Raw genomic sequence first — 23,590 nt, forward strand, 5'->3', positions numbered from 1 at the left:
TCGGCGCCGCCGCTCCTGGCCCAAAAGCTCCCCACTCTTATCGTTGCTATTAGTCATAAACATAACCGTTTGCCTATCCCTTATCGTAAGGGGGAAACGGTGTCCTGTCTTTCATGGGGCTCGTTCACGGCAATACATAACCCGCCTCACACAGCAAAGCCCCGGACTTGACCTTCAATACACCCTTGTCCGACTCGACCATCACCAGTGCCTGACCACTCGGGTCGGCAATGGCCAATAGCGTGCCTTGTTCATTTTCTACGCGGGCGCCAAAGGGCATTGGCGTGCCATCGGCCTTGACCAGTTCAAACTGCACCCGACGACCCTGCTTGACGTTAAAGCGCGCCACGGTCACCGAACCCCGGCGCGGAATAACCTGCTGGGTGGTGTTATCGATTTCGATATCCGCCCCCAGCTGGCTGGAGTCCAGGTTGATCCAGTTGGTGCGGTAGGGCTGCGCGTTCGGTACCACGGCATAGCCATTGGCGCCTGTGGTAACCCCCGCGCTATTGCCCACCGCAACCCCGGCAACGCCCGGCACTTCTACCAGGGTAAAGCTCTCGCTCAGTGATTGGCCCAGGTTGATACCGCCAGCATGGGCCACGATGGAGCCCGAGGCACCGGCGTTGAAGGTGGTGAAGTTATTGCCCTGGGTATATCCAGCGTTCATGTGTGCCACCGGGGTAGTGCCGCTGACACTGCCACTGAACGTTTTTTCACTCAGGCTTTCATGACTGGCATTCACCGACCAGGCCGCATCGTTACGCCCCATGATGCGGCCGCTGGCGCCGCCGCTCAGGCTTTGTACGCCGTTGTCGTCACGGGTCAGGGTGCTTCGGGCATAGGTGGTATTACTGCCGCTACCCAGCGGCAAGGACAGGGTGAGGGAAAACCGTGAACTGTCATTACCGCCGTAATAGGTCACCGGGTTCACCGAGTGGGTTGCACTCAGGTTGTAGCTCAACTTGCCCCAGTTGCCGCTGTAACCCACGGTGTACTGCCGGGTTTTGCCTGCAAGGTTCCAATAGCGCTGCTCGTTCAACCTCAGATACAGCGAGCCGTACTCACGGCCCCCCAGGCTTTGGCTGAGGGACAGGTCAAAGCGCGATTTCGCCCGGCCACTGGATCGGTATTGGGGGTTGTTGCCCAAATCGCGCAGGTGCTCGTTCAGGGTGCGGTAGCCCTCGGTCGAATAGCGATAACTGGCCAGGGTAAAGGTGGTGTCGGTACGGGCGAGCGTCTTGGCGTAAAGCACGCGAGCGCTCTGGCCCTTGTTGCGCTGGATCTGGCGTCGAATATCTGGGGCGGCGCTTGAGGCCTGGGTGATGTCTGTCGAAAACGCGCCTAAGACGGTATTTTGTGTGGCGCCCAGGTTCCATGCACTGAAGTCGGGGGACCATTGGGAGCCGCCGAACAGGGTGGTGTTATCGGTCAAGCCATAGGCCAGCGTCGCCATGGCAATCTTGGGCGAGATGGAGTCTTGGGTGGTGCTGTCGTATTCGCCGAGGGAAGCTGGCCACGGCGCACCATTTGCGGCAGCGAAGAGAAGGCCTGGGTGGTCACCCGCCGGCGCCCATCGGCTTCGATCACGGTAATTTCAAGGTCGCCATTGGAGCCGTTAGGGTAAAGGTCATCGATCACAAACGGCCCGGGGGGAACGTTGAGGCTGTACATCAGGTAATTATTCTGGCGGATTTCAACGGTTGCGTTGGTCTCGGCATCACCGCGAATGATCGGCGCATAACCGCGCTGGCTGTCTGGCAGCATGGCGTCATCGGAATTCAGCAACACGCCATTTATACGCACGCTGTCGAAGATTTTCGGGTCGGTATAGGCCGCTCCCACGGTCAATTGGCTCTTGAGTGAAGTGATATCGCGCTGGGCAAACGTGCGGTCGCTGGAGAACTTCATGCCCCCGTTGTTGCTGTTGGTGAAGTTTGATTCATTGCGCAGTCGCCACGGGCCCAGGTTGATGCCGTTGCGCAGTCCCACGTAGTAACGGTTGGCAGTCCTGTCATGGGTGGTATTGCGTCGAGCTGTCAGGTCATAGCTGATAAAGCCTGTGGTGACACCTTCATCCCATAATGAAGGGGCTACATAGCCTCTGGCACTGCGCAGCATGGCGGCTTGGGGCACAGCGATAGTGAGCTGCTGGCGCCCGGTATCGTACTCGACGCTGCTCAATTCGATCAGGCTGGGCAGGTCATGGCACTGCTCGGGTTGAGTGTCGTCCAGCAGGCCTGCCTGGCGCAGTGCATTCATATCCAGCTCCAGGGACTGAAGCACTGGCAGTGTCAGGCAGGCTTCGACACGACCGGTTTTATCCTGTTTGGCAAAGACAATATCCTGGCGCCCGACCAGGGAGCGGTTGATATACAGGTCGACCCGATAAGTGCCCGGCACCACATTGCTGCCTTGCAAAAAGTCGCTCAGGTCGACGCCCGCGCCACCGTTCTGTAAAAAGCTGGTGCTGAACTTTGTGGCGGTGTTGGTTTTTTCGGGGGTATCGGCCAACGCAATAACAGGCACGCTAAACGCAATTCCAAGATATAACTTGCTCACTATAAACGCAGCGTGTTTATGGGGAGCGGTCCAGTGCGGTTGTGGCTGTAAACAATGAGAGAGTATCTTGATGATTACGGTTGTAAGTGTCATGTGTGCTTCAGTCCTGGTGCTTGCGCTATAGATTAATCAGCGCAATAACCCAGTAAGGCCATATCACTTAATTGCCGCTAAAAAAGGCAATAAGAAGTGTTACTGTTTGGCAGGTTAAAGTTTTAAAGTTGCAGAGCCCAAGGGCGTGCTGTACAGCTCTTTTGCACCGAAGTCGTTGATGGGGTGGGCACTTAACGTCAATGAATGGGCCGCAGGAAGTTTGGGGATCTTGATAAACATTGAGGCGCCCGGCGCAATCATGAAGTTGGTAATTGGGGCACTGGTATAATCCGATCCTTTGACCTGAAAGTCGGTGATGGTGACGTGGTATTGGCTGGGGTTGTTGACGCGCAATCCACTGTTTTTACCATCGCGTTCGGCATGCCATGTTAGTGCGCCCGGAGCATCTTTCGGGGTGCCCGATAATCCGGCGGGGCGGTAGAAGAACTTGATGCGTTGGCGAATGGCCAGTTGTAAAACATTAGTGCCCTCAGGCGCCTTGGGGATTTGCTGAACATTCAACCAAAACACCGATTCCTTGTCCGTGGGCACGCCGCTCCCTTGAAAAAGAATGCGCAGCACTTGTCGGCTTTGGCCCCCCATGTGGGCTAACGGCGGGGTGACGGCAAAGGGAATCGACCCGGAAGGCCTGCCGGGCCTGTCGCCGTCGAGCCAGGACTGGATCAATATTTCATCGCTGCCCACATTGCGCACCGTGACACTGGCTTCTTTTTTATCTCCGTCATAGATAACCCGTGTTGAACTGAGCGTGATGGCAGCCTGCGCTTGACCGCACAGCAAGATGGCTAACAGCGCCACCAGACTGTTTAAAGAATGTTGAAACATGGTAGTGCCCTCACGGCGCTCTATGATTCGAAGGGAAGTTTTGGAACTTCCCTTGCTTGGCGCTTAGTCGTAAGTAAACGTAAATGGCAACGTTGCATTCGCCTCGCCGGCGACAACAGGATCACCGTTCACGACATAAGCCGCCCGTAGATCGAGAGATGCTCTTGCCGTGCCATCGGCGGCAACGGTCAGAGGTTCTGTAATCGTGTCACCTGCCCGCATGTCGAGAATTTGGTTGGCGCCATTGATTAAACCAATACCGACCCCCGTGGCATCGCCCTCTGTTTTCAACAGTCTGGAGTCGCGGCTATCTTGACCCGAACCCGAGCGCGGATCGAAGTTCATATAGACATTGCTGAGCCCGGTTGCAGCGGTGCAGTCGATGTCTACGGTAATTCGGGTATTGGCGCCTGCAGCAGCGCTGCCATCGTTTAAATCGTCAATTGATACCAGGCCAAGATCAACGTCGAGGTCAGAACCCCCGCCACCGTTAATAGAACACGTTGCAGTGGTTAAACCGCCTGTAAAGTTAATATTGCCTGTTGAAGCTTGAGCTAACTGAGTAAAAGAGGCCGCCGCCAATATGCCTGAAGCGAGGATTAGTTTTTTCATGTGTGCCTTCTGATGGAGCAATCCGATGAGTGTGTTGGATGAGTGCTTCGCAACTTCAGGATGGTACTTTTGATGCGCATGAATCAGTTAACGGACTAGTCCAGCGTATGCGTAGGGTTTTTCTCAAATTTTGTTGGATTGTCGAACGCAGAGGATGGAAATCAATCCCTCCGGGCTTGTGTTGATAATCAATATCGCTTAATAATGAATCTCATTATCGAGTGGGCTTGGGTCATGAGTTCTGCCTTGCGTGAAGGGCCGTATCTAGAAAGCTGGCGTTGGATGAGCCGCCAGATCCGCTGCGGGCTGGCGCCGGACGAGCCGCGCCTGATCGAGCATTACCTGGCTGAAGGCCGCTATCTTGCCGGCTGTACGGCGACCTCTCCCTGGATGATTGCCGTTACCTCGTTCCGGCTGTTGCTGGATACCGCAACCGATACTGCTCTGCCCTGGCATTGGCGCACTCTGTGTCTGGACCACGCGTGGCGTCCGCTGCGCGACCTCGAAACCCAAGCCCTGTGTACCTGCCGACTCAAACGCTGGCAAAGCTTTGCCTGGCTGTTGGCTACCTGCGAGCTCCAACCTTCAATTTCTTTAACAGAACTGGTGCAAGGATTTCCTGATGAGTAACACTCGTATCGAACGTGACAGCATGGGTGAGTTGCGCGTACCTGAGGCGGCGCTGTATGGCGCTCAAACACAGCGTGCGGTCGACAACTTCCCCATCAGTCATCAACGCATGCCGGCGCAATTCATTCGCGCGCTGATCCTGGCAAAAGCTGCGGCCGCCCAGGCAAACGTCGAACTCAAACAGATCACTGCTGCCCAGGGCGAGGCCATTGTCGAGGCCGCACAGATCCTGCTGACCGGGGATTTCATGGAGCACTTCCCGGTGGATATTTTCCAGACCGGTTCGGGCACCAGCTCCAACATGAATGCCAATGAAGTGATCGCAACGCTGGCCACGCGGCTACTGGGCGAGGAGGTCAATCCCAATGACCATGTCAACTGCGGGCAAAGCAGCAACGACATCATCCCGACCACCATCCATGTCAGCGCGGCGTTAGGTCTGCACGAGCAACTGCTACCGGCGTTGACGCATCTGGTTCAGGTGATCGAGCACAAGGCCGAGCAGGTTCATGTGTACGTCAAAACCGGGCGCACGCACTTGATGGATGCCATGCCCGTGCGCATGAGCCAGGTGCTCAACGGTTGGGCACAACAGCTTAAGGCCAATATCGAGCATTTGCACAACCTGCAGCCAGCGCTGCAATCCCTGGCGCAGGGCGGTACGGCGGTGGGGACGGGGATTAACGCGCACCCGCAATTCGCCGGGTTATTCAGTCAGCGGCTCAGCGCCTTGACTCACGTGACGTTCACGCCGGGCAAGGATCTGTTCGCGTTGATTGGCTCGCAGGACACGGCGGTATCCGTGTCGGGGCAGCTCAAAGCCACGGCGGTGTCGCTGATGAAAATCGCCAACGATCTGCGCTGGATGAACTCCGGGCCGTTGGCGGGCCTGGGTGAGATCGAGCTGGAGGCCCTGCAACCCGGTTCCTCGATCATGCCGGGCAAGGTCAATCCGGTGATCCCGGAAGCCACTGCAATGGTTGCGGCTCAGGTTATCGGTAACGACACGGTGATCACGGTTGCAGGTCAGTCCGGCAACTTTGAGCTGAACGTGATGTTGCCGGTGATCGCCCAGAACCTGTTGAGCAGTATTGAGTTGTTGGCCAACGCCAGCCGTCTGCTGGCCGACAAGGCGATTGCCAGCTTCAAGGTCAACGAGGCCAAGCTTAAAGAGGCGCTGTCGCGTAACCCGATTCTGGTGACTGCCCTTAACCCGATCATCGGGTATCAAAAAGCCGCTGAAATCGCCAAGACCGCCTATCAACAAGGTCGTCCGGTGATTGACGTGGCCCTTGAGTACACCGACCTGCCACGCAGCCAGCTAGAGATCTTGCTAGACCCCGAGAAACTGACCGCCGGCGGCGTTTAACGCATCCACACTGCTTTGGAGGCTCACATGGAACATTGGAAACGCACGATCGAAAGAGCCAATCGCTGTTTCGCCGAGGGTGAATTGGTCGATGCGCGAGAGCATTACTTGCAGGCGCTGGCGTTGGCTCAAGTGTTGTTCGAACGATGGAGTGATGCCGACGAAGCAGTGGCGGCTTGCGTCATTTCGCACCATAACCTGGCGGATTTACATTTGCGCCTCAACCAGCCGGAGGAAAGCGTCGAGTACCTCTGTGCGATCCATCAGCGTTTATTGCAAACCATGCAGAACGCTCGACTGTCGTCGGCGTTGCGTGAAGCAGCGTTGCGTCAGAGCAGCAAAACCTATGTTGAGCTTTTGAATTTCATCAGTGAGCACGGCGAATACCCGCGCTCCAATCTTTTACTCAAAAGCAATGTGGCTCAGAACAGCCATGAGTTCTCGACAGTTAGCGGCCATCACTTAGGAGCACACTGATATGACTTATACCTTGCCTGCCTTGCCTTATGCCTACGACGCGCTCGAGCCGCATATTGATGCGCAAACAATGGAAATCCACTACACCAAGCACCACCAGACCTACATCAATAATCTCAATGCGGCGGTAGAGGGTACTGAATGGGCGCAATGGCCTGTAGAAAAGCTGGTGGCCAGTGTTCATCAATTACCCGAGAAACTAAGGGCTGCAGTGATCAATCAGGGCGGCGGGCATGCCAACCACTCGCTGTTTTGGGAGGTCATGAGCCCCAAGGGCGGGGGCAAGCCAGAAGGTGCATTGGCCAAGGCAATTGACGAACAGTTGGGTGGGCTCGAGACGTTCAAGGAGAACTTCACCAAGGCCGCGTTGACGCGTTTTGGCAGCGGCTGGGCATGGCTGAGCGTGACGCCGCAAAAAACACTGGTGATTGAAAGCAGTGGCAACCAGGACAGTCCGTTGATGAATGGCAATACGCCGATTCTGGGGCTGGATGTGTGGGAGCACGCTTACTACCTGCGTTATCAAAACCGTCGTCCGGAATACATTAACGCGTTCTATAACGTGATTAATTGGCCGGAAGTGGCGCGTCGTTATCAAGCCGCGATTGGCTGAGCCCACTTAACAGGATTCAGGCAGATTATGGGCACGCAAATATTGGCCGTCGGTGGTGTTCGGATGTTTCGTTATGCCCTCGGCACACTCTTGCTCTTGGCGGGTACTGCCTTGCTGGTGGCCAAGGGGCTGGTCTGGCTGGACCTGGAGCCCAGATTGCTGCGGGCGCTGCAAGGCGGTGCGCTCTGTGCGTTAGGCACCGCGTTGGGCGCGGTGCCGGTATTGGTCATTCGTAAAATGCCGGTTGCAGTGAGCGATACCTTGCTTGGCTTTGGTGCCGGGGTGATGCTGGCTGCCACCGCTTTCTCGCTGATTGTGCCGGGAATCGCGGCTGCTCAGAGTCTGGGGTTGTCGCCCTGGTCATCCAGTGGCCTGATCAGTGTGGGCATCCTGCTGGGTGCATTCTGCCTGTTTATGGTGGATCGCAAAGTGTCGGGGGTTGGGCCGCAAGTCTTTGCCAGCCGTCCCGCAGAGCCGGTCATTGCACCGCGCATCTGGTTGTTTGTGATCGCGATTGTGGCGCACAACATTCCTGAAGGGATGGCGGTCGGGGTGTCGGCAGGGGGCGGAATGCCTGATGCCGATAGCCTGGCGATGGGGATTGCGCTGCAGGATGTGCCGGAAGGGCTGGTAATTGCCTTGGTGTTGGCTGGGGCAGGGATGTCGCGAATCAAGGCCTTCCTGATTGGTGCCGCCTCAGGTTTGGTCGAGCCAGTGTTTGCGGTGCTTTGCGCGTGGCTGGTCAATCTGGCCGAAGTGTTGTTGCCATTGGGGTTGGCATTGGCTGCAGGGGCGATGCTACTGGTGGTCACACAAGAGGTTATCCCGGAGTCTCGACGCAATGGTCACGAGAAACTGGCGAGTCTGGGATTGTGTGTAGGTTTCTGTTTGATGATGGTAATGGATACGGCGCTTGGTTGAGCCGATCGCTGTAGCCGCTACTCACCTTCATCGAAGAAGTTGTTGATCAGCGCGACCAACGCATCCAAAGCTTCCTGTTCTTTCTCGCCTTCGGTTTTCAGGTGGATGGTGGTTCCTTTGCCAGCGGCGAGCATCATCATTGCCATGATGCTCTTGCCGTCTACCATTGACTCGGGTGTACGACCTGCCCGGATCTGGCATGGAAACTGACCTGCGATACCGACGAACTTTGCAGATGCCCGGGCGTGCAAGCCCAGTTTGTTGATGATTTGTATTTCCAGTGCAGGCATCGCAGGGTAGATCCTTCAAGTAAGGTCGCGGTGGCGAACCTGGACGTTCTTCAGAGTTTCTTGCAGGCACTTGCCCAGTCGTTCGGTCAGGTACACGGAGCGGTGATGTCCGCCCGTACAACCAATACCAATCGTTACATAGGCACGATTGCTCGCGGCAAAGCGTGGTAGCCACTTCAGCAGGTAGCTGGAGATGTCCTGGAACATTTCCTCGACATCAGGTTGTGCTGCCAGATAATCGGCAACCGGCTGATCCAGCCCGGATTGCTCGCGCAGTTCGGGTTTCCAGTACGGGTTGGGCAGGCAACGTACGTCAAAGACCAGGTCGGCATCCACTGGCATCCCGCGCTTGAAACCAAACGACTCAACCAAAAAGGCGGTGCCGGCTTCAGGTTTGTTCAGCAGGCGCAACTTGATGGTGTCACGCAACTGATACAGGTTCAGATTGGTGGTGTTGATGGTCAGGTCAGCGAGGTCGGCAATCGGTCCAAGCAGCTGGGTTTCATCGCGAATAGCTTCGGCAAGCGAACGGCTTGCGCTACTGAGCGGGTGACGCCTGCGGGTTTCCGAGAAGCGCTTGAGCAGGGTTTCTTCGTCGGCATCCAGGTAGAGCACGTCGCACTGGATGTGTCGGTTGCGAACCTCTTCAAGCAACTGGGGAAAGCGTGACAAATGGCTTGGCAGGTTTCGCGCGTCAATCGACACGGCCACCAGGGGTTGCGCCAATTCGGTGTGAATCAGCGCACGTTCGGCCAGTTCCGGCAGCAAGCCTGCCGGAAGGTTGTCGATGCAATAGAAACCGTTGTCTTCAAGGACGGCGAGGGCAGTGCTTTTACCGGAGCCGGAGCGTCCGCTGACAATGACTAAGCGCATGATTAATGACCGTTCTGTACGTCCAGAACAACCTGATACAACGCTTCGTTGCTGGGTGCGTTACGCAGTCTATCGCGCACGTCTTTACGATCGAGCATGCTGGCAATCTGCCGGAGCAGTTCCAGGTGTGCATCGGTTGCCGCTTCTGGTACCAGCAAAACGAAAAGCAGGTCGACCGGCGCGCCATCGATGGCGTCGAAATCTATAGGGGCGTCGAGGTGAAGCAAGGCGCTGACAGGCGACTCACAGCCCTTGAGGCGGCAATGGGGTATGGCGATGCCGTTACCAAAACCGGTGGAACCCAGTTTTTCACGGGCAATAAGGCTCTCAAAAACATCCTGCATTTCGAGACCAGGCACTTCGCGGCTGATCAGGTTGGCAATGTGTTCGAGTGCGCGCTTTTTGCTGCCGCCCGGCGCGTTCACCAAGGAACGGCCGGGGGTCAGGATACTTTCAAGTCGGATCATGGGTAGGGAGTATTAACGACCGGTCGCGCCCTGGAGCAGGCTTTGGGTCTTTTCCTTATGCTTTTTCAGTTGGCGATCAAGCTTGTCAGTGAGCAGATCAATGGCGGCATACATGTCGTCATGCTCGGCGTTGGCAACGACTTCTCCTCCATGGATGTGCAAGGTGGCTTCGATTTTCTGTTTCAGTTTTTCGACCGCCATCGTTACCTGTACGTTGGTAATCTTGTCGAAATGACGCTCAAGCCGGTCGAGTTTTTCGCCGATGTAAGCGCGTAGCGGTTCGGTGACTTCCAGTTGGTGTCCACTGATGTTGACTTGCATACAGTTTCTCCTTTGATGCCATTGCATAAAGCGGCAGGCCGAGCAGCCTGCCACTGAAACGCCGGGGTCCGTGGCTTACATCAAACGCTTGCGTTCGCTCGAAGGCGCTATCCCGAGGGATTCGCGGTACTTGGCGACGGTGCGACGGGCTACCTGAATACCTTGTGCCTCCAGTAAACCAGCGATCTTGCTGTCACTCAACGGCTTTTTCTGATTTTCAGCTGCAACCAGTTTTTTGATGATGGCACGGATCGCAGTGGAGGAGCATTCGCCGCCTTCAGAGGTGCTGACGTGGCTGGAGAAAAAGTACTTCAGCTCATAGATACCGCGCGGGGTATGCATGAATTTCTGCGTGGTAACCCGCGAAATGGTTGACTCGTGCATGCCCACGGCTTCTGCGATGTCGTGCAGTACCAGTGGCTTCATGGCCTCGTCGCCATATTCCAGAAATCCGCGCTGATGCTCGACGATCTGGGTCGCCACTTTCATCAGGGTTTCGTTGCGGCTCTGCAGGCTTTTGATAAACCAGCGTGCTTCTTGCAGCTGGTTGCGCATAAAGGTGTTGTCGGCGCTGGTGTCGGCGCGACGCACGAAACCTGCGTATTGCGGGTTTACCCGCAGACGTGGCACGGACTCCTGGTTGAGCTCCACCAGCCAGCGTTCGTTGTCCTTGCGAACGATCACGTCAGGCACGACATATTCGGCTTCGCTGGACTCGATTTGCGAGCCCGGGCGCGGATTGAGGCTTTGCACCAGCTCGATGACCTGGCGCAGTTCGTCCTCTTTGAGCTTCATGCGGCGCATGAGCTGGCTGTAGTCGCGCGCGCCCAGCAGGTCGATGTAATCCGTGACCAGGCGTTTGGCTTCGTTCAGCCAAGGTGTCTTGGCCGGGAGCTGGCGCAATTGCAGGAGCAGGCACTCGCCCAGGTTGCGCGCACCAATGCCGGAAGGTTCGAATTGCTGGATGCGGTGCAGGACGGCTTCGATTTCATCGAGCTCGATATCCAGTTCCGGATCGAACGCTTCGAGAATTTCCTCGAGGGTTTCGTCCAGGTAGCCCTGGTTATTGATGCAGTCGATGAGGGTCACACCGATCAGTCGGTCGGTGTCGGACATCGGCGCAAGGTTCAACTGCCACAGCAGGTGGCTTTGCAGGCTCTCGCCGGCAGAGGTGCGGGTGGTGAAGTCCCACTCGTCATCATCGTTGCTTGGCAGGCTGCTGGCGCTGGTCTGGTAGACGTCTTCCCAGGCAGTGTCCACAGGCAGCTCATTGGGGATGCGGTCGCCCCAGTCGCCGTCTTCCAGGTTGTCTACCGTCTGAGCGGGCTCCTGGTAGGTGGGCTCCTGAACGTCGGAATTGGGTTTTTGCTCGATGTTGTCGGCCAAGGGGTCTGCATTGTCGAAGTCGTCGCCTTCTTCCTGGCGTTCGAGCATCGGATTGGACTCCAGGGCTTCCTGGATTTCCTGTTGCAGGTCGAGGGTCGACAATTGGAGCAGGCGGATGGCCTGTTGCAGCTGAGGTGTCATCGTCAGCTGCTGGCCCATTCTCAGGACTAGCGATGGTTTCATGGCAGGGGCTTAACACCTTATTCGCCGGCGCACATGGCGCCATCCACTACAGGGCGCGCGAGCGCCAAACTTAAGCAAATTATATGCCTGAAACCGGTGCGTTTGCCTAGGGGGCGTTCTCAATTAGTTTCCACGCAGGGGGAGTAAACCAATTGAGAGCGCCCGGGCAATAAAAATCATGGGGACTTTTTGCTGCCTCTGGTGCTCTGACAACACGCGACATGCCTGGATTTACAGGCGGAACTCATGGCCCAGGTAAACTTCTCTCACCAACTTGTTGGCCAGAATCGTTTCTGCATCACCTTCGGCGATCAGTTGGCCGTCGTTAACGATATAAGCGGTTTCGCAGATGTCGAGGGTTTCGCGAACGTTGTGATCGGTGATCAGCACGCCAATGCCTTTGGCCTTGAGGTGGTGAATGATTTGCTTGATGTCGCCCACCGAAATCGGGTCAACCCCGGCAAAAGGTTCGTCGAGCAGGATGAACTTTGGCGCAGTGGCCAGGGCGCGGGCAATTTCTACCCGGCGACGTTCACCACCCGACAGGCTCATGCCCAGGTTGTCGCGGATGTGGTTGATGTGGAACTCCTGCAGCAGGCTTTCCAGCTCTTTGCGCCGACTGGCCTTGTCGAGTTCCTTGCGTGTTTCGAGGATGGCCATGATGTTATCCGCGACAGACAGCTTGCGGAAAATCGAGGCTTCCTGCGGCAAGTAGCCAATACCGGCGCGTGCGCGGCCGTGCATGGGCTCATGGCTGACGTCCAGGTCGTCGATCAGGACGCGACCCTGGTCGGCATGCACCAGGCCGACAATCATGTAGAAGCACGTGGTCTTGCCCGCGCCGTTAGGGCCGAGCAAACCCACGATTTGCCCGCTGTCGATCGACAGGCTGACATCACGTACTACCTGACGGCCCTTGTAGCTTTTGGCCAGATGCTGGGCTTTCAGAGTTGCCATTACTGGGCCTTCTGCGGGTCGGTTTTCTTCTTGGGCTGGATCACCATGTCGATGCGTGGGCGAGGTGCTGTGACCTGGCTACCATTGGCGCGACCGGCGCTGGCGATTTGTTTCACCGTGTCGTAGACGATTTTCTCGCCTTCGGTGGTGTTGCCGTCGTTGATGACCTTGGCCTTGTCGATCAGCACGATGCGATTTTGCGGCGCATGGTACTGAATGGTGACGGCGTAAGCCTGAACCGGCTTGGGGTCTGTGGCTTTTTGCAGCTGCTCGAAGTAAGCCAGGTTGCCCACAGAAGTCACCACGTCGATTTCTCCCGCAGCGTTACGGGTGATGGTGACGGTATTGCCGGTAATTTTCATCGAGCCCTGGGTGATGATTACATCGCCCTTGTAGGTGGCGATGCCTTGCTTGTCATCCAGTTGTGCTTCGTTGGCCTGAATGCGGATAGGTTGCTCGTTGTCGTTCGGCAGAGCCCAGGCGCTCACGCTTCCCAGTGCTGCGCTCAAACTGAGCAATAAAGGGAGGGTTTTAACGAGACTCATACTGTCCTCTTACGTTGGACAGCAGGTCCATCCTGCCGTCTTTCAAATATGCTTTCATTCCCTTGCCAGTAGTCACGCCGCCAGCGCCGTCGATTCTAACGTCTCGCTCGGTCTGCGCATATTGCTTCTGCGGGAATACAGTCATGCGGGTACTGGTAATAATCGTGGTGCGTTTTTTCTCGTCGGTACGGGCTATGCGCACCGAGTCGATCAGCTCGACTTCAGTACCGTCCGGATTGACTTCACCGCGCTCGCTCTTCACGTCCCACGGGTAGGCCGTGCCGCGATACAGCTGCATTTTCGGGTTGGTCAATTGAGTGACTTCGGAAGCTTTCAAATGTTCAAGCTTCTCGGAGGTCATCTCGTACTGCAACTTGCCGTCGGGCAGAAACTGAAGGCTGCGTGCGTTGGTGGCGTAATAGTCGATAGTGTGTTCATCCACGGCCACGGTAGGGGCGTCGAGAAAGCGTTCCGGCCTGATGTTCCAGTAGCCAACTGCTGCAAACAGCGAAGCAATGACCGCGAACAGCAGTATTTGGCGAATCTTTTTGCTCAGCATAGAAAGCTCTATAGGTAGGCGGCGTGGGCTGCGTCCAGGCTGCCCTGGGCGCTCAGAATCAGCTCGCAGAATTCGCGGGCGGCACCTTCGCCACCACGTGCCTGGGTAACGCCGTGGGCGTGCTCGCGAACAAAACTTGCAGCATTGGCCACTGCCATGCCGAGGCCGACACGACGGATAACCGGCAAGTCTGGCAAATCGTCGCCCAAATAGGCGACCTGTTCATAGCTTAGGTTGAGTTGGCCAAGAAGCTCGTCCAGCACGACCAATTTATCCTCCCGGCCCTGATAGAGGTGCGGGATGCCCAGATTTTGCGCGCGGCGCTCGACGACCGGGGTTTTGCGGCCGCTGATGATTGCGGTTTGAACACCGGCCGCCATCAGCATCTTGATGCCTTGGCCGTCGAGGGTATTGAAGGTTTTGAATTCGCTGCCGTCTTCGAGGAAGTACAGGCGACCGTCGGTCAAGACACCGTCAACGTCAAAAATGGCAAGCTTGATGCCTTTGCCGCGTTTGAGAAGTTCCTGGGTCATTACATTACTCCTGCGCGTAGCAGATCGTGCATGTTCAAGGCGCCAACCGGGCGATCTTGCTTGTCGACAACCACCAGTGCGCTGATTTTGTGATCTTCCATGATCTTCAGGGCTTCGGCCGCCAGCATGTCGGCCCGGGCGGTTTTGCCGTGCGGGGTCATGACGGCATCAATGGTTGCGTTGCGGATATCGATTTCGCGGTCCAGGGTGCGGCGCAAGTCACCGTCAGTGAAGATCCCGGCCAGCCGGCCGTCTTCTTCGATGACGACAGTCATGCCCAGCCCCTTGTGGGTCATTTCCATCAGTGCTTCTTTGAGCAGGGTGCCGCGCATGACTTGCGGCAACTCATCGCCAGAGTGCATGACGTTTTCGACCTTGAGCAGCAAACGCCGGCCCAGTGCTCCACCCGGATGGGAGAAGGCAAAGTCTTCGGCCGTGAAGCCACGGGCTTCGAGCAGTGCTATGGCCAGTGCATCGCCCAGCACCAGGGTTGCCGTGGTGGAGGAGGTCGGTGCCAGGTTTAGCGGGCAGGCCTCCTGGGCCACGCTTGCATCTAGGCTGACATCGGCAGCCTTGGCCAGGGGTGATTGCGGATTACCGGTCATGCTGATCAATTTGATACCCAGGCGCTTGATCAGCGGCAACAGGGTGACGATTTCGGCGGTTGAGCCAGAATTGGACAGCGCGAGAATGATGTCATCCCGGGTGATCATGCCCATGTCACCGTGGCTGGCTTCTGCCGGATGAACAAAAAAAGCCGTGGTGCCGGTGCTGGCCAGGGTGGCGGCAATTTTGTTGCCTATGTGCCCTGACTTGCCCATGCCGACCACGACTACCCGGCCTTTACTTGCCAAAATCATCTCGCAAGCGCGTACGAAATCTGCGTCGATATGAGTCAGCAAGCCCTCTACGGCTTCCAGTTCGAGGCGGATGGTGCGTTGGGCGGATTGAATCAGGTCGCTGGATTGGCTCATGGTTGAAGTCGGGTAGCCTGAGAAAAGGCAACGATTATAGCGGTTATGTGACGTTCCCTCACGCTTGATCGCAGTGCTTTGTTGCCTGCGTAGGTAAAGTCTTAGTGTGTTTACAGAAAAACCCGCTTTATTTCACTGTATTGAGGCTGAACCGGCACTCCTTCGGTCTTGGGCGGTCACTATGAGCAGTGGTATAGTTCGCCGCCAGTTCGGCCCGCCAGGGAACGCGTGCTTCTTGATAAGAGGTTTGGTGTCCGGGTGAGAGGCAGAGGCTGCATCGCAAGGAGTTTAGATGAGCGCCGATAACGCCTACGCGGTCGAGCTGAAGGGAGTGTCCTTCAAGCGCGGCACGCGCAGCATCTTCAATAATGTCGATATTCGAATTCCCCGTGGCAAGGTCACGGGAATCATGGGCCCGTCGGGCTGCGGCAAAACCACACTATTGCGCCTGATGGGCATGCAACTGCGTCCCAGCAGCGGCGAAGTGTGGGTCAACAATCAAAACCTGCCGACCCTGTCGCGCAGTGATTTGTTTGATGCCCGCAAGCACATGGGGGTGTTGTTCCAGAGTGGTGCATTGTTCACCGATCTGGATGTGTTCGAGAACGTTGCCTTCCCGCTGCGGGTGCATACCCAGCTGCCTGAAGAAATGATTCGTGACATCGTGCTGCTGAAATTGCAGGCGGTGGGCTTGCGCGGGGCTATCGATTTGATGCCCGACGAGTTGTCCGGCGGCATGAAGCGTCGGGTGGCCCTGGCGCGGGCGATTGCCCTGGATCCGCAAATCCTGATGTATGACGAACCCTTCGTGGGCCAGGATCCCATCGCAATGGGAGTGCTGGTGCGGCTGATTCGCCTGCTTAACGATGCGCTGGGCATCACCAGTATTGTGGTGTCTCACGACCTGGCTGAAACCGCGAGCATCGCTGACTATCTCTATGTAGTCGGTGACGGTCAGGTGCTGGGGCAGGGTACGCCTGAAGAGTTGATGAACGCCGATAACCCGCGCATTCGCCAGTTCATGACCGGCGATCCGGATGGCCCGGTTCCGTTTCACTTTCCGGCGTCGGACTACCGAACCGATCTACTGGGGAAGCGCTGATGCGCAGACATTCATTAATGGACCGTATCGGTTTGTTTGGCCGAGCCGGGATCGACATCGTCGCGGTGCTGGGGCGTTCGACGATTTTCCTGTTTCATGCACTGCTGGGGCGAGGTGGTATCGGCGGCGGTTTCGGGCTGCTGATCAAGCAGCTGCACTCCGTTGGCGTCATGTCGCTGGTCATTATCGTGGTGTCCGGCATATTCATCGGCATGGTGCTGGCGCTGCAAGGCTTTAGCATTCTGTCCAGCTATGGTTCCGAGCAGGCGGTTGGGCAGATGGTGGCCCTCACCCTGTTGCGCGAATTGGGGCCGGTGGTGACTGCCTTGCTGTTCGCCGGTCGCGCGGGTTCTGCCTTGACCGCTGAAATCGGCAACATGAAATCGACCGAGCAGCTGTCCAGCCTGGAAATGATTGGGGTCGACCCACTCAAATACATTATCGCGCCGCGGTTATGGGCCGGTTTTATTTCCCTGCCTGTGCTGGCGATGATTTTCAGTGTGGTCGGCATCTGGGGCGGTTCGTGGGTTGCAGTGGACTGGTTGGGTGTCTATGACGGTTCCTACTGGGCCAATATGCAAAATAGCGTGACCTTCAGTGGTGACGTACTTAACGGGATCATCAAAAGCATCGTCTTTGCTTTCGTGGTGACCTGGATTGCCGTGTTTCAAGGTTATGACTGTGAGCCCACATCAGAGGGGATCAGCCGTGCCACTACCAAGACCGTGGTGTATGCCTCTCTGGCAGTCCTCGGGCTGGACTTCATTTTGACTGCCTTGATGTTTGGAGATTTCTGATGCAAAACCGCACCATGGAAATCGGTGTCGGCCTGTTCCTGCTGGCTGGCATCCTGGCTTTGCTTCTGCTTGCCCTGCGGGTCAGCGGACTGTCCCCGACCGCCAGCACTGACACCTACAAGCTGTACGCCAATTTTGACAACATTGCCGGCCTCACCGTGCGCGCCAAAGTCACCATGGCGGGCGTGACCATCGGCAAGGTTACGGCGATTGACCTGGACCGTGACAACTACATGGCCCGTGTCACCCTGCAGCTCGAAAAAGCTGTGGATAATCTGCCGACCGATTCGACTGCGTCTATTCTCACAGCGGGTCTGCTGGGCGAGAAATACATCGGTCTGAGCGTGGGTGGTGAAGACACTGTGCTCAAGGACGGTGGCACCATTCACGACACTCAGTCGTCGCTGGTCCTTGAAGACCTGATCGGTAAATTCCTGCTCAATACCGTTAGCAAAGACGCCAAATAAGGAGCTTTAAGATGATTTCTCTCTTGCGCCGTGGCCTGTTGGTAATTATGGCTGCAGCCCTCCCTCTGGTGGCAAATGCTGCGCCGGGGCAGTCTGCTCACGACATCGTTTCAGACACAACCACCCGGTTGCTGGCTGACCTGGCTGCCAATAAAGAGCAGTACAAGCAAAACCCGAGCAAGTTCTACGATGCCCTGAACGGTATTGTCGGGCCGGTGGTGGATGCCGACGGTATTTCGAAAAGCATCATGACCGTGAAGTACTCCCGTAGTGCGAGTCCTGAGCAAATGCAGCGCTTTCAAGAGAACTTCAAGCGCAGCCTGATGCAGTTCTATGGCAATGCCTTGCTTGAGTTCAAAAACCAGGGCATCACCGTTGCCCCGGCCAAGGATGAAAGCGGCGATCGCACCAGCGTCGACATGACCGTCAAGGGTGATAACGGGGCGATTTACCCGCTGTCCTATACCCTCAACAAGGTTAACGGCGAGTGGAAAGTGCGTAACGTGATCATTAATGGCATCAATATCGGCAAGCTGTTCCGTGATCAGTTCGCCGACGCCATGCAGCGCAACGGCAACAACCTGGATAAAACCATCGATAACTGGGCTGGCGAAGTAGCCAAGGCCAAGGAAACGACCGATGCAGCTTCGCCCAAGGCTGCAGGCCAATGAGTGAAGCGGCTGTAACCCTGGCCGGCGAGAGCGAGTTGCGCCTCAGTGGCGTACTCGATTATCAGACCGGCCCCCGCTTGCGCACTGAAGGTCAGGCACTGATCAAAAAAGCTCTGGCCAAGGCGTTGGTCGTTGACTGCTCGGGTGTCACCAAATCCAGCAGCGTCGGTTTGTCGCTGTTGCTGTGTTACATCCGTGATGCGCAAGCCCTGAACAAGCCATTGAGCATTCGTGACATGCCCGAAGACATGCGCGAAATCGCCCAGGTCTCGGGCTTGACCGAATTGCTGGCACATCATTAATAGCCACGTATAGAAAAGTCCCCCCGTCAGAGTCCTGTTATACGGGGTTCGCAGGCGCGGGGCTTTTTTGTATGATGGCCGACCCGCGCGCGTTAGGCGCCGATTGAGGTTGAGCATGCAGGCCGTAGAAGTGAAGAGCTTTCTTGAGGGAAAGCTGCCTGGAACCCAGGTAGAAGTTGAGGGCGAAGGCTGCAACTTTCAGCTGAACGTGATTAGTGACGAACTGGTGGCCTTGAGCCCGGTCAAACGTCAACAAAGCATCTATGCCCATTTGAACCCGTGGATCGCTGATGGCAGCATCCATGCGGTCACTATGAAATTCTTCAGCAGCGCGGCCTGGGCCGAGCGCACCTGAGCCCCCTGAGCCCATTGGCGTCGAGATTGTTATGGATAAATTGATTATTACCGGCGGCGTTCGTCTAGATGGCGAAATCCGCATTTCCGGGGCGAAGAACTCCGCCCTGCCGATTCTGGCAGCGACCTTGCTGTGCAATGGCCCGGTCACTGTAGCCAACCTGCCGCACTTGCATGACATCACCACCATGATCGAGCTGTTCGGTCGTATGGGCATTGAGCCGGTGATCGATGAAAAGCTGAGCGTCGAAATCAACCCGAACACCATCAAAACCCTGGTTGCTCCGTACGAACTGGTTAAAACCATGCGTGCCTCGATCCTGGTTCTGGGTCCGATGGTTGCGCGTTTCGGTTATGCCGAAGTGGCCTTGCCAGGTGGTTGCGCCATTGGTTCGCGTCCGGTTGACCTGCACATCCGCGGCCTTGAAGCCATGGGCGCAGTGATTGACGTGGAAGGTGGCTACATCAAGGCCAAGGCCCCGGAAGGCGGCTTGCGCGGTGCCAACTTCTTCTTCGATACCGTCAGCGTGACCGGTACTGAAAACATCATGATGGCCGCCGCTCTGGCCAATGGCCGCAGCGTTTTGCAGAACTCTGCACGCGAGCCTGAAGTCGTCGACCTGGCCAACTTCCTGAACGCCATGGGCGCCAAGGTCAGCGGTGCAGGCACGGACACCATCACCATTGATGGCGTCAAAGAGTTGCACACCGCGACCTACCGCGTGATGCCGGACCGTATCGAGACCGGTACCTACCTGGTAGCCGCTGCCGTGACTGGCGGCCGTGTGAAGGTCAAGGACACCGATCCGACCATCCTCGAAGCCGTTCTTGAAAAACTCAAGGAAGCGGGCGCCGAAGTCACTACCGGTGAAGACTGGATCGAGCTGAACATGCACGGCAAGCGTCCTAAAGCGGTGAACGTGCGTACGGCTCCGTACCCGGCGTTCCCGACTGACATGCAGGCGCAGTTCATCTCCCTGAACGCCATTGCCGAAGGCACGGGCGCAGTGATCGAGACCATCTTCGAAAACCGCTTCATGCACGTGTACGAACTGCACCGCATGGGCGCCAAGATCCAGGTCGAAGGCAACACTGCCATCGTCACCGGTACTGAAACCCTCAAGGGTGCGCCAGTCATGGCTACCGACCTGCGTGCTTCGGCCAGCCTGGTTATTTCGGCTCTGGTCGCTGAAGGCGATACCCTGATCGACCGCATCTACCACATAGACCGTGGTTACGAGTGCATCGAAGAAAAACTGCAAATGCTGGGCGCCAAAATTCGCCGCGTTCCGGGCTAGTTTTTTGTTGTTTGGCATCATGGGCACAGGGATAGTGTCCAGCCGCCAGGTGACGTAACGGCTTGCAAGCGTTACCTTACCTGGCCTCGAATCGTTCAAGTCGAGCCTGATATCAGGCTCGATGCTTGTCCGGCGCCGATTGCGCCCGGGCAAAAAGTACCCTGATAAGGACTTACGTTTCCCATGTTGACCATTGCACTGTCCAAGGGCCGTATCCTTGACGACACCCTGCCGCTTCTCGCTGAAGCGGGCATTGTGCCGACCGAGAATCCGGACAAAAGCCGCAAGCTGATCATTCCGACTACCCAACCCGATGTACGTCTGCTGATCGTACGCGCCACCGACGTGCCGACGTACGTTGAACATGGCGCGGCAGACCTCGGTGTCGCGGGTAAAGACGTGCTGATGGAGTACGGCGGCCAGGGCCTTTACGAGCCGCTGGACCTTCAGATTGCCCAGTGCAAGCTGATGACTGCCGGTGCCATTGGTGTTCCCGAGCCTAAAGGCCGCCTGCGTGTTGCCACCAAGTTCGTGAATGTCGCCAAGCGCTACTACGCCGAGCAAGGCCGTCAGGTCGACATCATCAAGCTGTACGGCTCGATGGAGCTGGCGCCGCTGATTGGCCTGGCCGACAAGATCATCGACGTGGTCGACACCGGCAACACCTTGCGCGCCAATGGCCTGGAACCTCAGGAATTCATTGCCGCCATCAGCTCCCGTCTGGTGGTTAACAAGGCTTCGATGAAAATGCAGCACGCCCGTATTCAAGCCCTGATCGATACCCTGCGCAAGGCAGTGGAATCGCGACACCGCGGCTGACTCACCTGCGCGACCTTGAGTCGCGCCCATCTATCCGTGTAATAGCCAGAAATTTCAGCGACCTGCGCGGATGGCTTGGTAGTCTTGCTGCCTTCACTGTGTAACATCATTCATTCTAAGCATTCGCCCAATACCGAGGCCCTCGCTATGACCGCTCCCACTGCAATTCGCCGACTCAACGCTGCTGACCCGGATTTCGCGCAGCATCTGGATCATCTGCTGAGCTGGGAAAGTGTGTCTGACGACTCGGTCAACCAGCGTGTGCTCGACATCATCAAAGCCGTGCGTGAGCGTGGCGATGCTGCACTGGTTGAGTTCACCCAGCGCTTTGACGGGCTGAGCGTCAACTCGATGGCCGACTTGATCCTGCCCCGCGAGCGCCTGGAGCTGGCCCTGACCCGTATCACCGCGCCGCAACGTGAAGCGCTGGAAAAAGCCGCACAGCGTGTGCGCAGCTATCACGAAAAACAGAAGCAGGACTCCTGGAGCTACACCGAAGCCGACGGCACGGTGCTGGGCCAGAAAGTCACGCCACTGGACCGTGCAGGCTTGTATGTACCGGGCGGCAAAGCCTCTTACCCGTCATCGGTGTTGATGAACGCCATTCCGGCCAAGGTCGCAGGCGTTACCGAAGTGGTCATGGTGGTGCCGACCCCTCGTGGTGAAATCAATGAGCTGGTGCTGGCTGCCGCCTGCATTGCGGGCGTTGACCGAGTGTTCACCATCGGCGGTGCACAGGCCGTTGCGGCACTGGCCTACGGCACAGAAAGCGTTCCGAAAGTCGACAAAGTGGTCGGCCCGGGCAACATCTATGTCGCCACCGCCAAGCGCCACGTGTTCGGTCAGGTGGGCATCGACATGATCGCCGGCCCTTCGGAAATTCTGGTGGTGTGCGATGGCCTGACCGATCCGGACTGGATTGCCATGGACCTGTTTTCCCAGGCCGAGCACGATGAAGACGCACAGGCGATTCTGGTCAGCCCCGACGCCGAGTTCCTCGACAAGGTCGCGGCGAGCATTGCCAAGTTGTTGCCGACCATGGAGCGGGCCGACATCATCGAAACGTCGATCAATGGCCGTGGCGCACTGATTCTGGTGAATGACATGCAGCAAGCCATCGACGTTGCCAATCGCATTGCTCCGGAGCACCTGGAGTTGTCGGTGGCTGACCCGCAAGCCTGGCTGCCGCAGATCCGTCACGCTGGCGCGATCTTCATGGGCCGACACACGTCTGAAGCCCTGGGTGATTACTGCGCGGGCCCCAACCACGTATTGCCAACTTCCGGCACGGCACGTTTTTCGTCGCCGCTGGGGGTGTATGACTTCCAGAAGCGCTCCTCGATCATCTTCTGCTCCGAGCAGGGTGCTTCCGACCTGGGCAAGACCGCATCGATTCTCGCCCGTGGTGAGTCGCTGACCGGTCACGCCCGCAGTGCCGAATACCGCATCATCGCCGACGACAAGGGGCAATAAACATGAGCAAATTCTGGAGTCCATTCGTCAAGGATCTGGTGCCTTACGTGCCGGGTGAGCAGCCGAAGCTGACCAAGCTGGTCAAGCTCAACACCAACGAAAACCCTTATGGGCCTTCGCCCAAGGCCCTGGCGGCGATGCAGGCCGAGATCAACGACAACCTGCGTTTGTACCCTGACCCGAACAGCGACCTGCTCAAGCAGGCGGTGGCCGAGTACTACGGTGTACAGACTGCCCAGGTGTTTCTGGGCAACGGTTCGGACGAAGTCCTGGCCCATGTATTCAATGGCCTGTTCCAGCACGACAAGCCGCTGCTGTTCCCGGATATCAGCTACAGCTTCTATCCGGTTTACTGCGGTTTGTACGGCATCGAATTTGACGCCGTGCCTCTGGATGAGCAGTTCCAGATCCAGCCTGCGGACTATGCCAGGCCTAATGGCGGGATCATCTTCCCGAACCCGAATGCCCCGACCGGCTGTCTTTTGGCGCTGGAGGCCATCGAGCAGATCCTCAAGGCCAGCTCTGATTCAGTGGTTGTCGTGGATGAAGCGTACATCGACTTTGGTGGCGAGACGGCCATCAGCCTGGTGGATCGCTACCCGAACCTGCTGGTGACTCAGACCCTGTCCAAATCGCGCTCCCTGGCCGGCTTGCGGGTCGGGTTGGCAGTGGGCCACCCGGATCTGATCGAAGCGCTGGAACGGATCAAGAACAGTTTCAACTCCTACCCGCTGGACCGTATCGCCATTGCGGGCGCTGCGGCTGCGTTTGCCGACCGTGAATACTTCGAGCACACCTGCAAGCAGGTAATCGACAGTCGCGAACACGTGGTAGGGCAGTTGCAGGCACTGGGTTTTGAAGTGCTGCCGTCGGCGGCGAACTTTATCTTTGCCCGTCATCCGGAACACGATGCGGCGGCGCTGGCGGCCAAGTTGCGGGGGCAGGGCGTGATCGTGCGCCACTTCAAGCAATTGCGCATTGCCCAGTTCTTGCGCATCAGCATCGGTACGCCGGAGCAGAATGCGGCGTTGATTGAAGGGTTGTCGGATATCGAATAGAGGTTGACCGCGGCTCTTGTGGGAGCGGGCTTGCTCGC

General features: G+C 57.2%; 28 protein-coding genes and 1 pseudogene. 15 read left to right on the top strand and 14 right to left on the bottom strand.

Going from position 1 to position 23,590, the window contains the following annotated elements; translation table 11 throughout:
* Positions 1–124: 124 nt before the first annotated feature.
* From AC19YQ_RS11775 to AC19YQ_RS11790, 4 genes and pseudogenes are all read right to left on the bottom strand, one after another.
* Positions 125–280: a FimD/PapC C-terminal domain-containing protein gene (locus tag AC19YQ_RS11775; RefSeq protein ID WP_500595193.1), complete on the bottom strand. Its 156-nt coding sequence runs from the start codon at positions 278–280 to the stop codon at positions 125–127.
* Positions 281–397: 117 nt separating this feature from the next.
* Positions 398–2,655: pseudogene (locus tag AC19YQ_RS11780) on the bottom strand (fimbria/pilus outer membrane usher protein); the annotation flags it as partial.
* Between the two features lie 114 nt (positions 2,656–2,769).
* Positions 2,770–3,501: a fimbrial biogenesis chaperone gene (locus AC19YQ_RS11785; RefSeq protein ID WP_500595183.1), complete on the bottom strand. Its 732-nt coding sequence runs from the start codon at positions 3,499–3,501 to the stop codon at positions 2,770–2,772.
* Between the two features lie 63 nt (positions 3,502–3,564).
* The gene (locus AC19YQ_RS11790) at positions 3,565–4,113 is read right to left on the bottom strand and encodes a fimbrial protein (protein WP_500595184.1); all 549 of its coding nucleotides are present in this window, start codon (positions 4,111–4,113) and stop codon (positions 3,565–3,567) included.
* 234 nt (positions 4,114–4,347) lie between these two features.
* Here AC19YQ_RS11790 and AC19YQ_RS11795 point away from each other — a divergent pair, with 234 nt between their 5' ends.
* The 5 genes from AC19YQ_RS11795 to AC19YQ_RS11815 are packed head-to-tail and all read left to right on the top strand — an operon-like array spanning position 4,348 to position 8,123.
* Positions 4,348–4,743, top strand: coding sequence for a FagA protein (locus AC19YQ_RS11795; RefSeq protein WP_326397366.1), 396 nt, complete (start codon positions 4,348–4,350; stop codon positions 4,741–4,743).
* Positions 4,736–6,112 carry a class II fumarate hydratase gene (locus tag AC19YQ_RS11800; RefSeq protein ID WP_133076373.1) on the top strand — a complete coding sequence of 459 codons (1,377 nt, stop codon included), beginning with the start codon at positions 4,736–4,738 and terminating at the stop codon, positions 6,110–6,112. Before AC19YQ_RS11795 ends, AC19YQ_RS11800 begins: the two co-directional genes overlap by 8 nt.
* Before the next feature lie 27 nt (positions 6,113–6,139).
* Complete coding sequence (locus AC19YQ_RS11805; protein ID WP_133076372.1) at positions 6,140–6,589, top strand: DUF2753 family protein; 450 nt, start codon at positions 6,140–6,142, stop codon at positions 6,587–6,589.
* 1 nt (position 6,590) lies between these two features.
* On the top strand, positions 6,591–7,202 hold the full coding sequence (locus AC19YQ_RS11810; RefSeq protein WP_326397368.1) for a superoxide dismutase: 612 nt from the start codon (positions 6,591–6,593) through the stop codon (positions 7,200–7,202).
* 27 nt (positions 7,203–7,229) lie between these two features.
* On the top strand, positions 7,230–8,123 hold the full coding sequence (locus tag AC19YQ_RS11815; protein ID WP_133076370.1) for a ZIP family metal transporter: 894 nt from the start codon (positions 7,230–7,232) through the stop codon (positions 8,121–8,123).
* A 17-nt stretch (positions 8,124–8,140) separates the two neighbouring features.
* Here the strand turns inward: AC19YQ_RS11815 and AC19YQ_RS11820 are convergent, their stop codons facing one another.
* From AC19YQ_RS11820 to AC19YQ_RS11865, 10 genes are all read right to left on the bottom strand, one after another.
* On the bottom strand, positions 8,141–8,413 hold the full coding sequence (locus tag AC19YQ_RS11820) for an HPr family phosphocarrier protein (RefSeq protein WP_019825032.1): 273 nt from the start codon (positions 8,411–8,413) through the stop codon (positions 8,141–8,143).
* 15 nt (positions 8,414–8,428) lie between these two features.
* Positions 8,429–9,286 carry an RNase adapter RapZ gene (rapZ, locus tag AC19YQ_RS11825; RefSeq protein WP_133076369.1) on the bottom strand — a complete coding sequence of 286 codons (858 nt, stop codon included), beginning with the start codon at positions 9,284–9,286 and terminating at the stop codon, positions 8,429–8,431.
* Positions 9,287–9,288: 2 nt separating this feature from the next.
* Complete coding sequence (ptsN, locus tag AC19YQ_RS11830) at positions 9,289–9,753, bottom strand: PTS IIA-like nitrogen regulatory protein PtsN (RefSeq protein ID WP_133076368.1); 465 nt, start codon at positions 9,751–9,753, stop codon at positions 9,289–9,291.
* 12 nt (positions 9,754–9,765) lie between these two features.
* Positions 9,766–10,074 (bottom strand): ribosome hibernation-promoting factor, HPF/YfiA family, encoded by a 309-nt coding sequence (gene hpf / locus AC19YQ_RS11835; protein WP_016781796.1) that lies wholly within the window; start codon positions 10,072–10,074, stop codon positions 9,766–9,768.
* Positions 10,075–10,149: 75 nt separating this feature from the next.
* Complete coding sequence (locus AC19YQ_RS11840; protein WP_133076367.1) at positions 10,150–11,643, bottom strand: RNA polymerase factor sigma-54; 1,494 nt, start codon at positions 11,641–11,643, stop codon at positions 10,150–10,152.
* 231 nt (positions 11,644–11,874) lie between these two features.
* On the bottom strand, positions 11,875–12,600 hold the full coding sequence (gene lptB, locus AC19YQ_RS11845; RefSeq protein WP_133076366.1) for an LPS export ABC transporter ATP-binding protein: 726 nt from the start codon (positions 12,598–12,600) through the stop codon (positions 11,875–11,877).
* Positions 12,600–13,145 carry a lipopolysaccharide transport periplasmic protein LptA gene (gene lptA / locus AC19YQ_RS11850; RefSeq protein ID WP_133076365.1) on the bottom strand — a complete coding sequence of 182 codons (546 nt, stop codon included), beginning with the start codon at positions 13,143–13,145 and terminating at the stop codon, positions 12,600–12,602. Before lptA ends, lptB begins: the two co-directional genes overlap by 1 nt.
* On the bottom strand, positions 13,132–13,704 hold the full coding sequence (gene lptC, locus AC19YQ_RS11855; protein ID WP_500595185.1) for an LPS export ABC transporter periplasmic protein LptC: 573 nt from the start codon (positions 13,702–13,704) through the stop codon (positions 13,132–13,134). The genes lptA and lptC overlap by 14 nt, the downstream gene beginning before the upstream one ends.
* Before the next feature lie 8 nt (positions 13,705–13,712).
* Positions 13,713–14,237 carry a KdsC family phosphatase gene (locus AC19YQ_RS11860; protein ID WP_500595186.1) on the bottom strand — a complete coding sequence of 175 codons (525 nt, stop codon included), beginning with the start codon at positions 14,235–14,237 and terminating at the stop codon, positions 13,713–13,715.
* Complete coding sequence (locus tag AC19YQ_RS11865; protein WP_019825016.1) at positions 14,237–15,211, bottom strand: KpsF/GutQ family sugar-phosphate isomerase; 975 nt, start codon at positions 15,209–15,211, stop codon at positions 14,237–14,239. Before AC19YQ_RS11865 ends, AC19YQ_RS11860 begins: the two co-directional genes overlap by 1 nt.
* 292 nt (positions 15,212–15,503) lie before the next feature.
* Here AC19YQ_RS11865 and AC19YQ_RS11870 point away from each other — a divergent pair, with 292 nt between their 5' ends.
* The 10 genes from AC19YQ_RS11870 (at position 15,504) to hisC (ending at position 23,552) form a co-directional block, all read left to right on the top strand.
* On the top strand, positions 15,504–16,313 hold the full coding sequence (locus tag AC19YQ_RS11870; protein ID WP_046809022.1) for an ATP-binding cassette domain-containing protein: 810 nt from the start codon (positions 15,504–15,506) through the stop codon (positions 16,311–16,313).
* Positions 16,313–17,110: a lipid asymmetry maintenance ABC transporter permease subunit MlaE gene (gene mlaE, locus AC19YQ_RS11875; RefSeq protein WP_133076362.1), complete on the top strand. Its 798-nt coding sequence runs from the start codon at positions 16,313–16,315 to the stop codon at positions 17,108–17,110. The genes AC19YQ_RS11870 and mlaE overlap by 1 nt, the downstream gene beginning before the upstream one ends.
* On the top strand, positions 17,110–17,577 hold the full coding sequence (gene mlaD, locus AC19YQ_RS11880) for an outer membrane lipid asymmetry maintenance protein MlaD (RefSeq protein ID WP_019825010.1): 468 nt from the start codon (positions 17,110–17,112) through the stop codon (positions 17,575–17,577). Before mlaE ends, mlaD begins: the two co-directional genes overlap by 1 nt.
* 11 nt (positions 17,578–17,588) lie before the next feature.
* Positions 17,589–18,248, top strand: coding sequence for an MlaC/ttg2D family ABC transporter substrate-binding protein (locus AC19YQ_RS11885; RefSeq protein ID WP_133076361.1), 660 nt, complete (start codon positions 17,589–17,591; stop codon positions 18,246–18,248).
* Positions 18,245–18,550, top strand: coding sequence for an STAS domain-containing protein (locus AC19YQ_RS11890; protein ID WP_019825006.1), 306 nt, complete (start codon positions 18,245–18,247; stop codon positions 18,548–18,550). The genes AC19YQ_RS11885 and AC19YQ_RS11890 overlap by 4 nt, the downstream gene beginning before the upstream one ends.
* Before the next feature lie 115 nt (positions 18,551–18,665).
* Positions 18,666–18,905, top strand: coding sequence for a BolA family protein (locus AC19YQ_RS11895; protein WP_003439919.1), 240 nt, complete (start codon positions 18,666–18,668; stop codon positions 18,903–18,905).
* A 31-nt stretch (positions 18,906–18,936) separates the two neighbouring features.
* The gene (gene murA / locus AC19YQ_RS11900; protein ID WP_133076360.1) at positions 18,937–20,202 is read left to right on the top strand and encodes a UDP-N-acetylglucosamine 1-carboxyvinyltransferase; all 1,266 of its coding nucleotides are present in this window, start codon (positions 18,937–18,939) and stop codon (positions 20,200–20,202) included.
* A 183-nt stretch (positions 20,203–20,385) separates the two neighbouring features.
* Entirely contained in the window at positions 20,386–21,021 is a 636-nt protein-coding gene (gene hisG / locus AC19YQ_RS11905; RefSeq protein WP_133076359.1) for an ATP phosphoribosyltransferase, read from the top strand.
* A gap of 147 nt (positions 21,022–21,168) precedes the next feature.
* Positions 21,169–22,494: a histidinol dehydrogenase gene (gene hisD / locus AC19YQ_RS11910; protein WP_133076358.1), complete on the top strand. Its 1,326-nt coding sequence runs from the start codon at positions 21,169–21,171 to the stop codon at positions 22,492–22,494.
* A 2-nt stretch (positions 22,495–22,496) separates the two neighbouring features.
* Entirely contained in the window at positions 22,497–23,552 is a 1,056-nt protein-coding gene (gene hisC, locus AC19YQ_RS11915) for a histidinol-phosphate transaminase (RefSeq protein ID WP_219261678.1), read from the top strand.
* The last annotated feature ends 38 nt before the right edge of the window (positions 23,553–23,590 follow it).

This window comes from Pseudomonas sp. MF06569, from assembly GCF_059862735.1.

Excerpts from the sequence above, each read along its gene's own strand:
- AC19YQ_RS11870 (WP_046809022.1), top strand. The coding sequence starts at position 15,504 with ATGAGCGCCGATAACGCCTACGCGGTCGAGCTGAAGGGAGTGTCCTTC.
- AC19YQ_RS11805 (WP_133076372.1), top strand. The coding sequence starts at position 6,140 with ATGGAACATTGGAAACGCACGATCGAAAGAGCCAATCGCTGTTTCGCC.
- AC19YQ_RS11885 (WP_133076361.1), top strand. The coding sequence starts at position 17,589 with ATGATTTCTCTCTTGCGCCGTGGCCTGTTGGTAATTATGGCTGCAGCC.
- mlaD (WP_019825010.1), top strand. The coding sequence starts at position 17,110 with ATGCAAAACCGCACCATGGAAATCGGTGTCGGCCTGTTCCTGCTGGCT.
- AC19YQ_RS11895 (WP_003439919.1), top strand. The coding sequence starts at position 18,666 with ATGCAGGCCGTAGAAGTGAAGAGCTTTCTTGAGGGAAAGCTGCCTGGA.
- murA (WP_133076360.1), top strand. The coding sequence starts at position 18,937 with ATGGATAAATTGATTATTACCGGCGGCGTTCGTCTAGATGGCGAAATC.
- AC19YQ_RS11775 (WP_500595193.1), bottom strand. The coding sequence starts at position 280 with ATGCCCTTTGGCGCCCGCGTAGAAAATGAACAAGGCACGCTATTGGCC.
- AC19YQ_RS11810 (WP_326397368.1), top strand. The coding sequence starts at position 6,591 with ATGACTTATACCTTGCCTGCCTTGCCTTATGCCTACGACGCGCTCGAG.
- rapZ (WP_133076369.1), bottom strand. The coding sequence starts at position 9,286 with ATGCGCTTAGTCATTGTCAGCGGACGCTCCGGCTCCGGTAAAAGCACT.
- lptC (WP_500595185.1), bottom strand. The coding sequence starts at position 13,704 with ATGCTGAGCAAAAAGATTCGCCAAATACTGCTGTTCGCGGTCATTGCT.
- AC19YQ_RS11840 (WP_133076367.1), bottom strand. The coding sequence starts at position 11,643 with ATGAAACCATCGCTAGTCCTGAGAATGGGCCAGCAGCTGACGATGACA.
- AC19YQ_RS11890 (WP_019825006.1), top strand. The coding sequence starts at position 18,245 with ATGAGTGAAGCGGCTGTAACCCTGGCCGGCGAGAGCGAGTTGCGCCTC.
- AC19YQ_RS11820 (WP_019825032.1), bottom strand. The coding sequence starts at position 8,413 with ATGCCTGCACTGGAAATACAAATCATCAACAAACTGGGCTTGCACGCC.
- lptB (WP_133076366.1), bottom strand. The coding sequence starts at position 12,600 with ATGGCAACTCTGAAAGCCCAGCATCTGGCCAAAAGCTACAAGGGCCGT.
- hisC (WP_219261678.1), top strand. The coding sequence starts at position 22,497 with ATGAGCAAATTCTGGAGTCCATTCGTCAAGGATCTGGTGCCTTACGTG.
- AC19YQ_RS11860 (WP_500595186.1), bottom strand. The coding sequence starts at position 14,237 with ATGACCCAGGAACTTCTCAAACGCGGCAAAGGCATCAAGCTTGCCATT.
- hpf (WP_016781796.1), bottom strand. The coding sequence starts at position 10,074 with ATGCAAGTCAACATCAGTGGACACCAACTGGAAGTCACCGAACCGCTA.
- AC19YQ_RS11815 (WP_133076370.1), top strand. The coding sequence starts at position 7,230 with ATGGGCACGCAAATATTGGCCGTCGGTGGTGTTCGGATGTTTCGTTAT.
- AC19YQ_RS11785 (WP_500595183.1), bottom strand. The coding sequence starts at position 3,501 with ATGTTTCAACATTCTTTAAACAGTCTGGTGGCGCTGTTAGCCATCTTG.
- ptsN (WP_133076368.1), bottom strand. The coding sequence starts at position 9,753 with ATGATCCGACTTGAAAGTATCCTGACCCCCGGCCGTTCCTTGGTGAAC.
- AC19YQ_RS11795 (WP_326397366.1), top strand. The coding sequence starts at position 4,348 with ATGAGTTCTGCCTTGCGTGAAGGGCCGTATCTAGAAAGCTGGCGTTGG.
- hisD (WP_133076358.1), top strand. The coding sequence starts at position 21,169 with ATGACCGCTCCCACTGCAATTCGCCGACTCAACGCTGCTGACCCGGAT.
- AC19YQ_RS11790 (WP_500595184.1), bottom strand. The coding sequence starts at position 4,113 with ATGAAAAAACTAATCCTCGCTTCAGGCATATTGGCGGCGGCCTCTTTT.
- hisG (WP_133076359.1), top strand. The coding sequence starts at position 20,386 with ATGTTGACCATTGCACTGTCCAAGGGCCGTATCCTTGACGACACCCTG.
- AC19YQ_RS11800 (WP_133076373.1), top strand. The coding sequence starts at position 4,736 with ATGAGTAACACTCGTATCGAACGTGACAGCATGGGTGAGTTGCGCGTA.
- AC19YQ_RS11865 (WP_019825016.1), bottom strand. The coding sequence starts at position 15,211 with ATGAGCCAATCCAGCGACCTGATTCAATCCGCCCAACGCACCATCCGC.
- lptA (WP_133076365.1), bottom strand. The coding sequence starts at position 13,145 with ATGAGTCTCGTTAAAACCCTCCCTTTATTGCTCAGTTTGAGCGCAGCA.
- mlaE (WP_133076362.1), top strand. The coding sequence starts at position 16,313 with ATGCGCAGACATTCATTAATGGACCGTATCGGTTTGTTTGGCCGAGCC.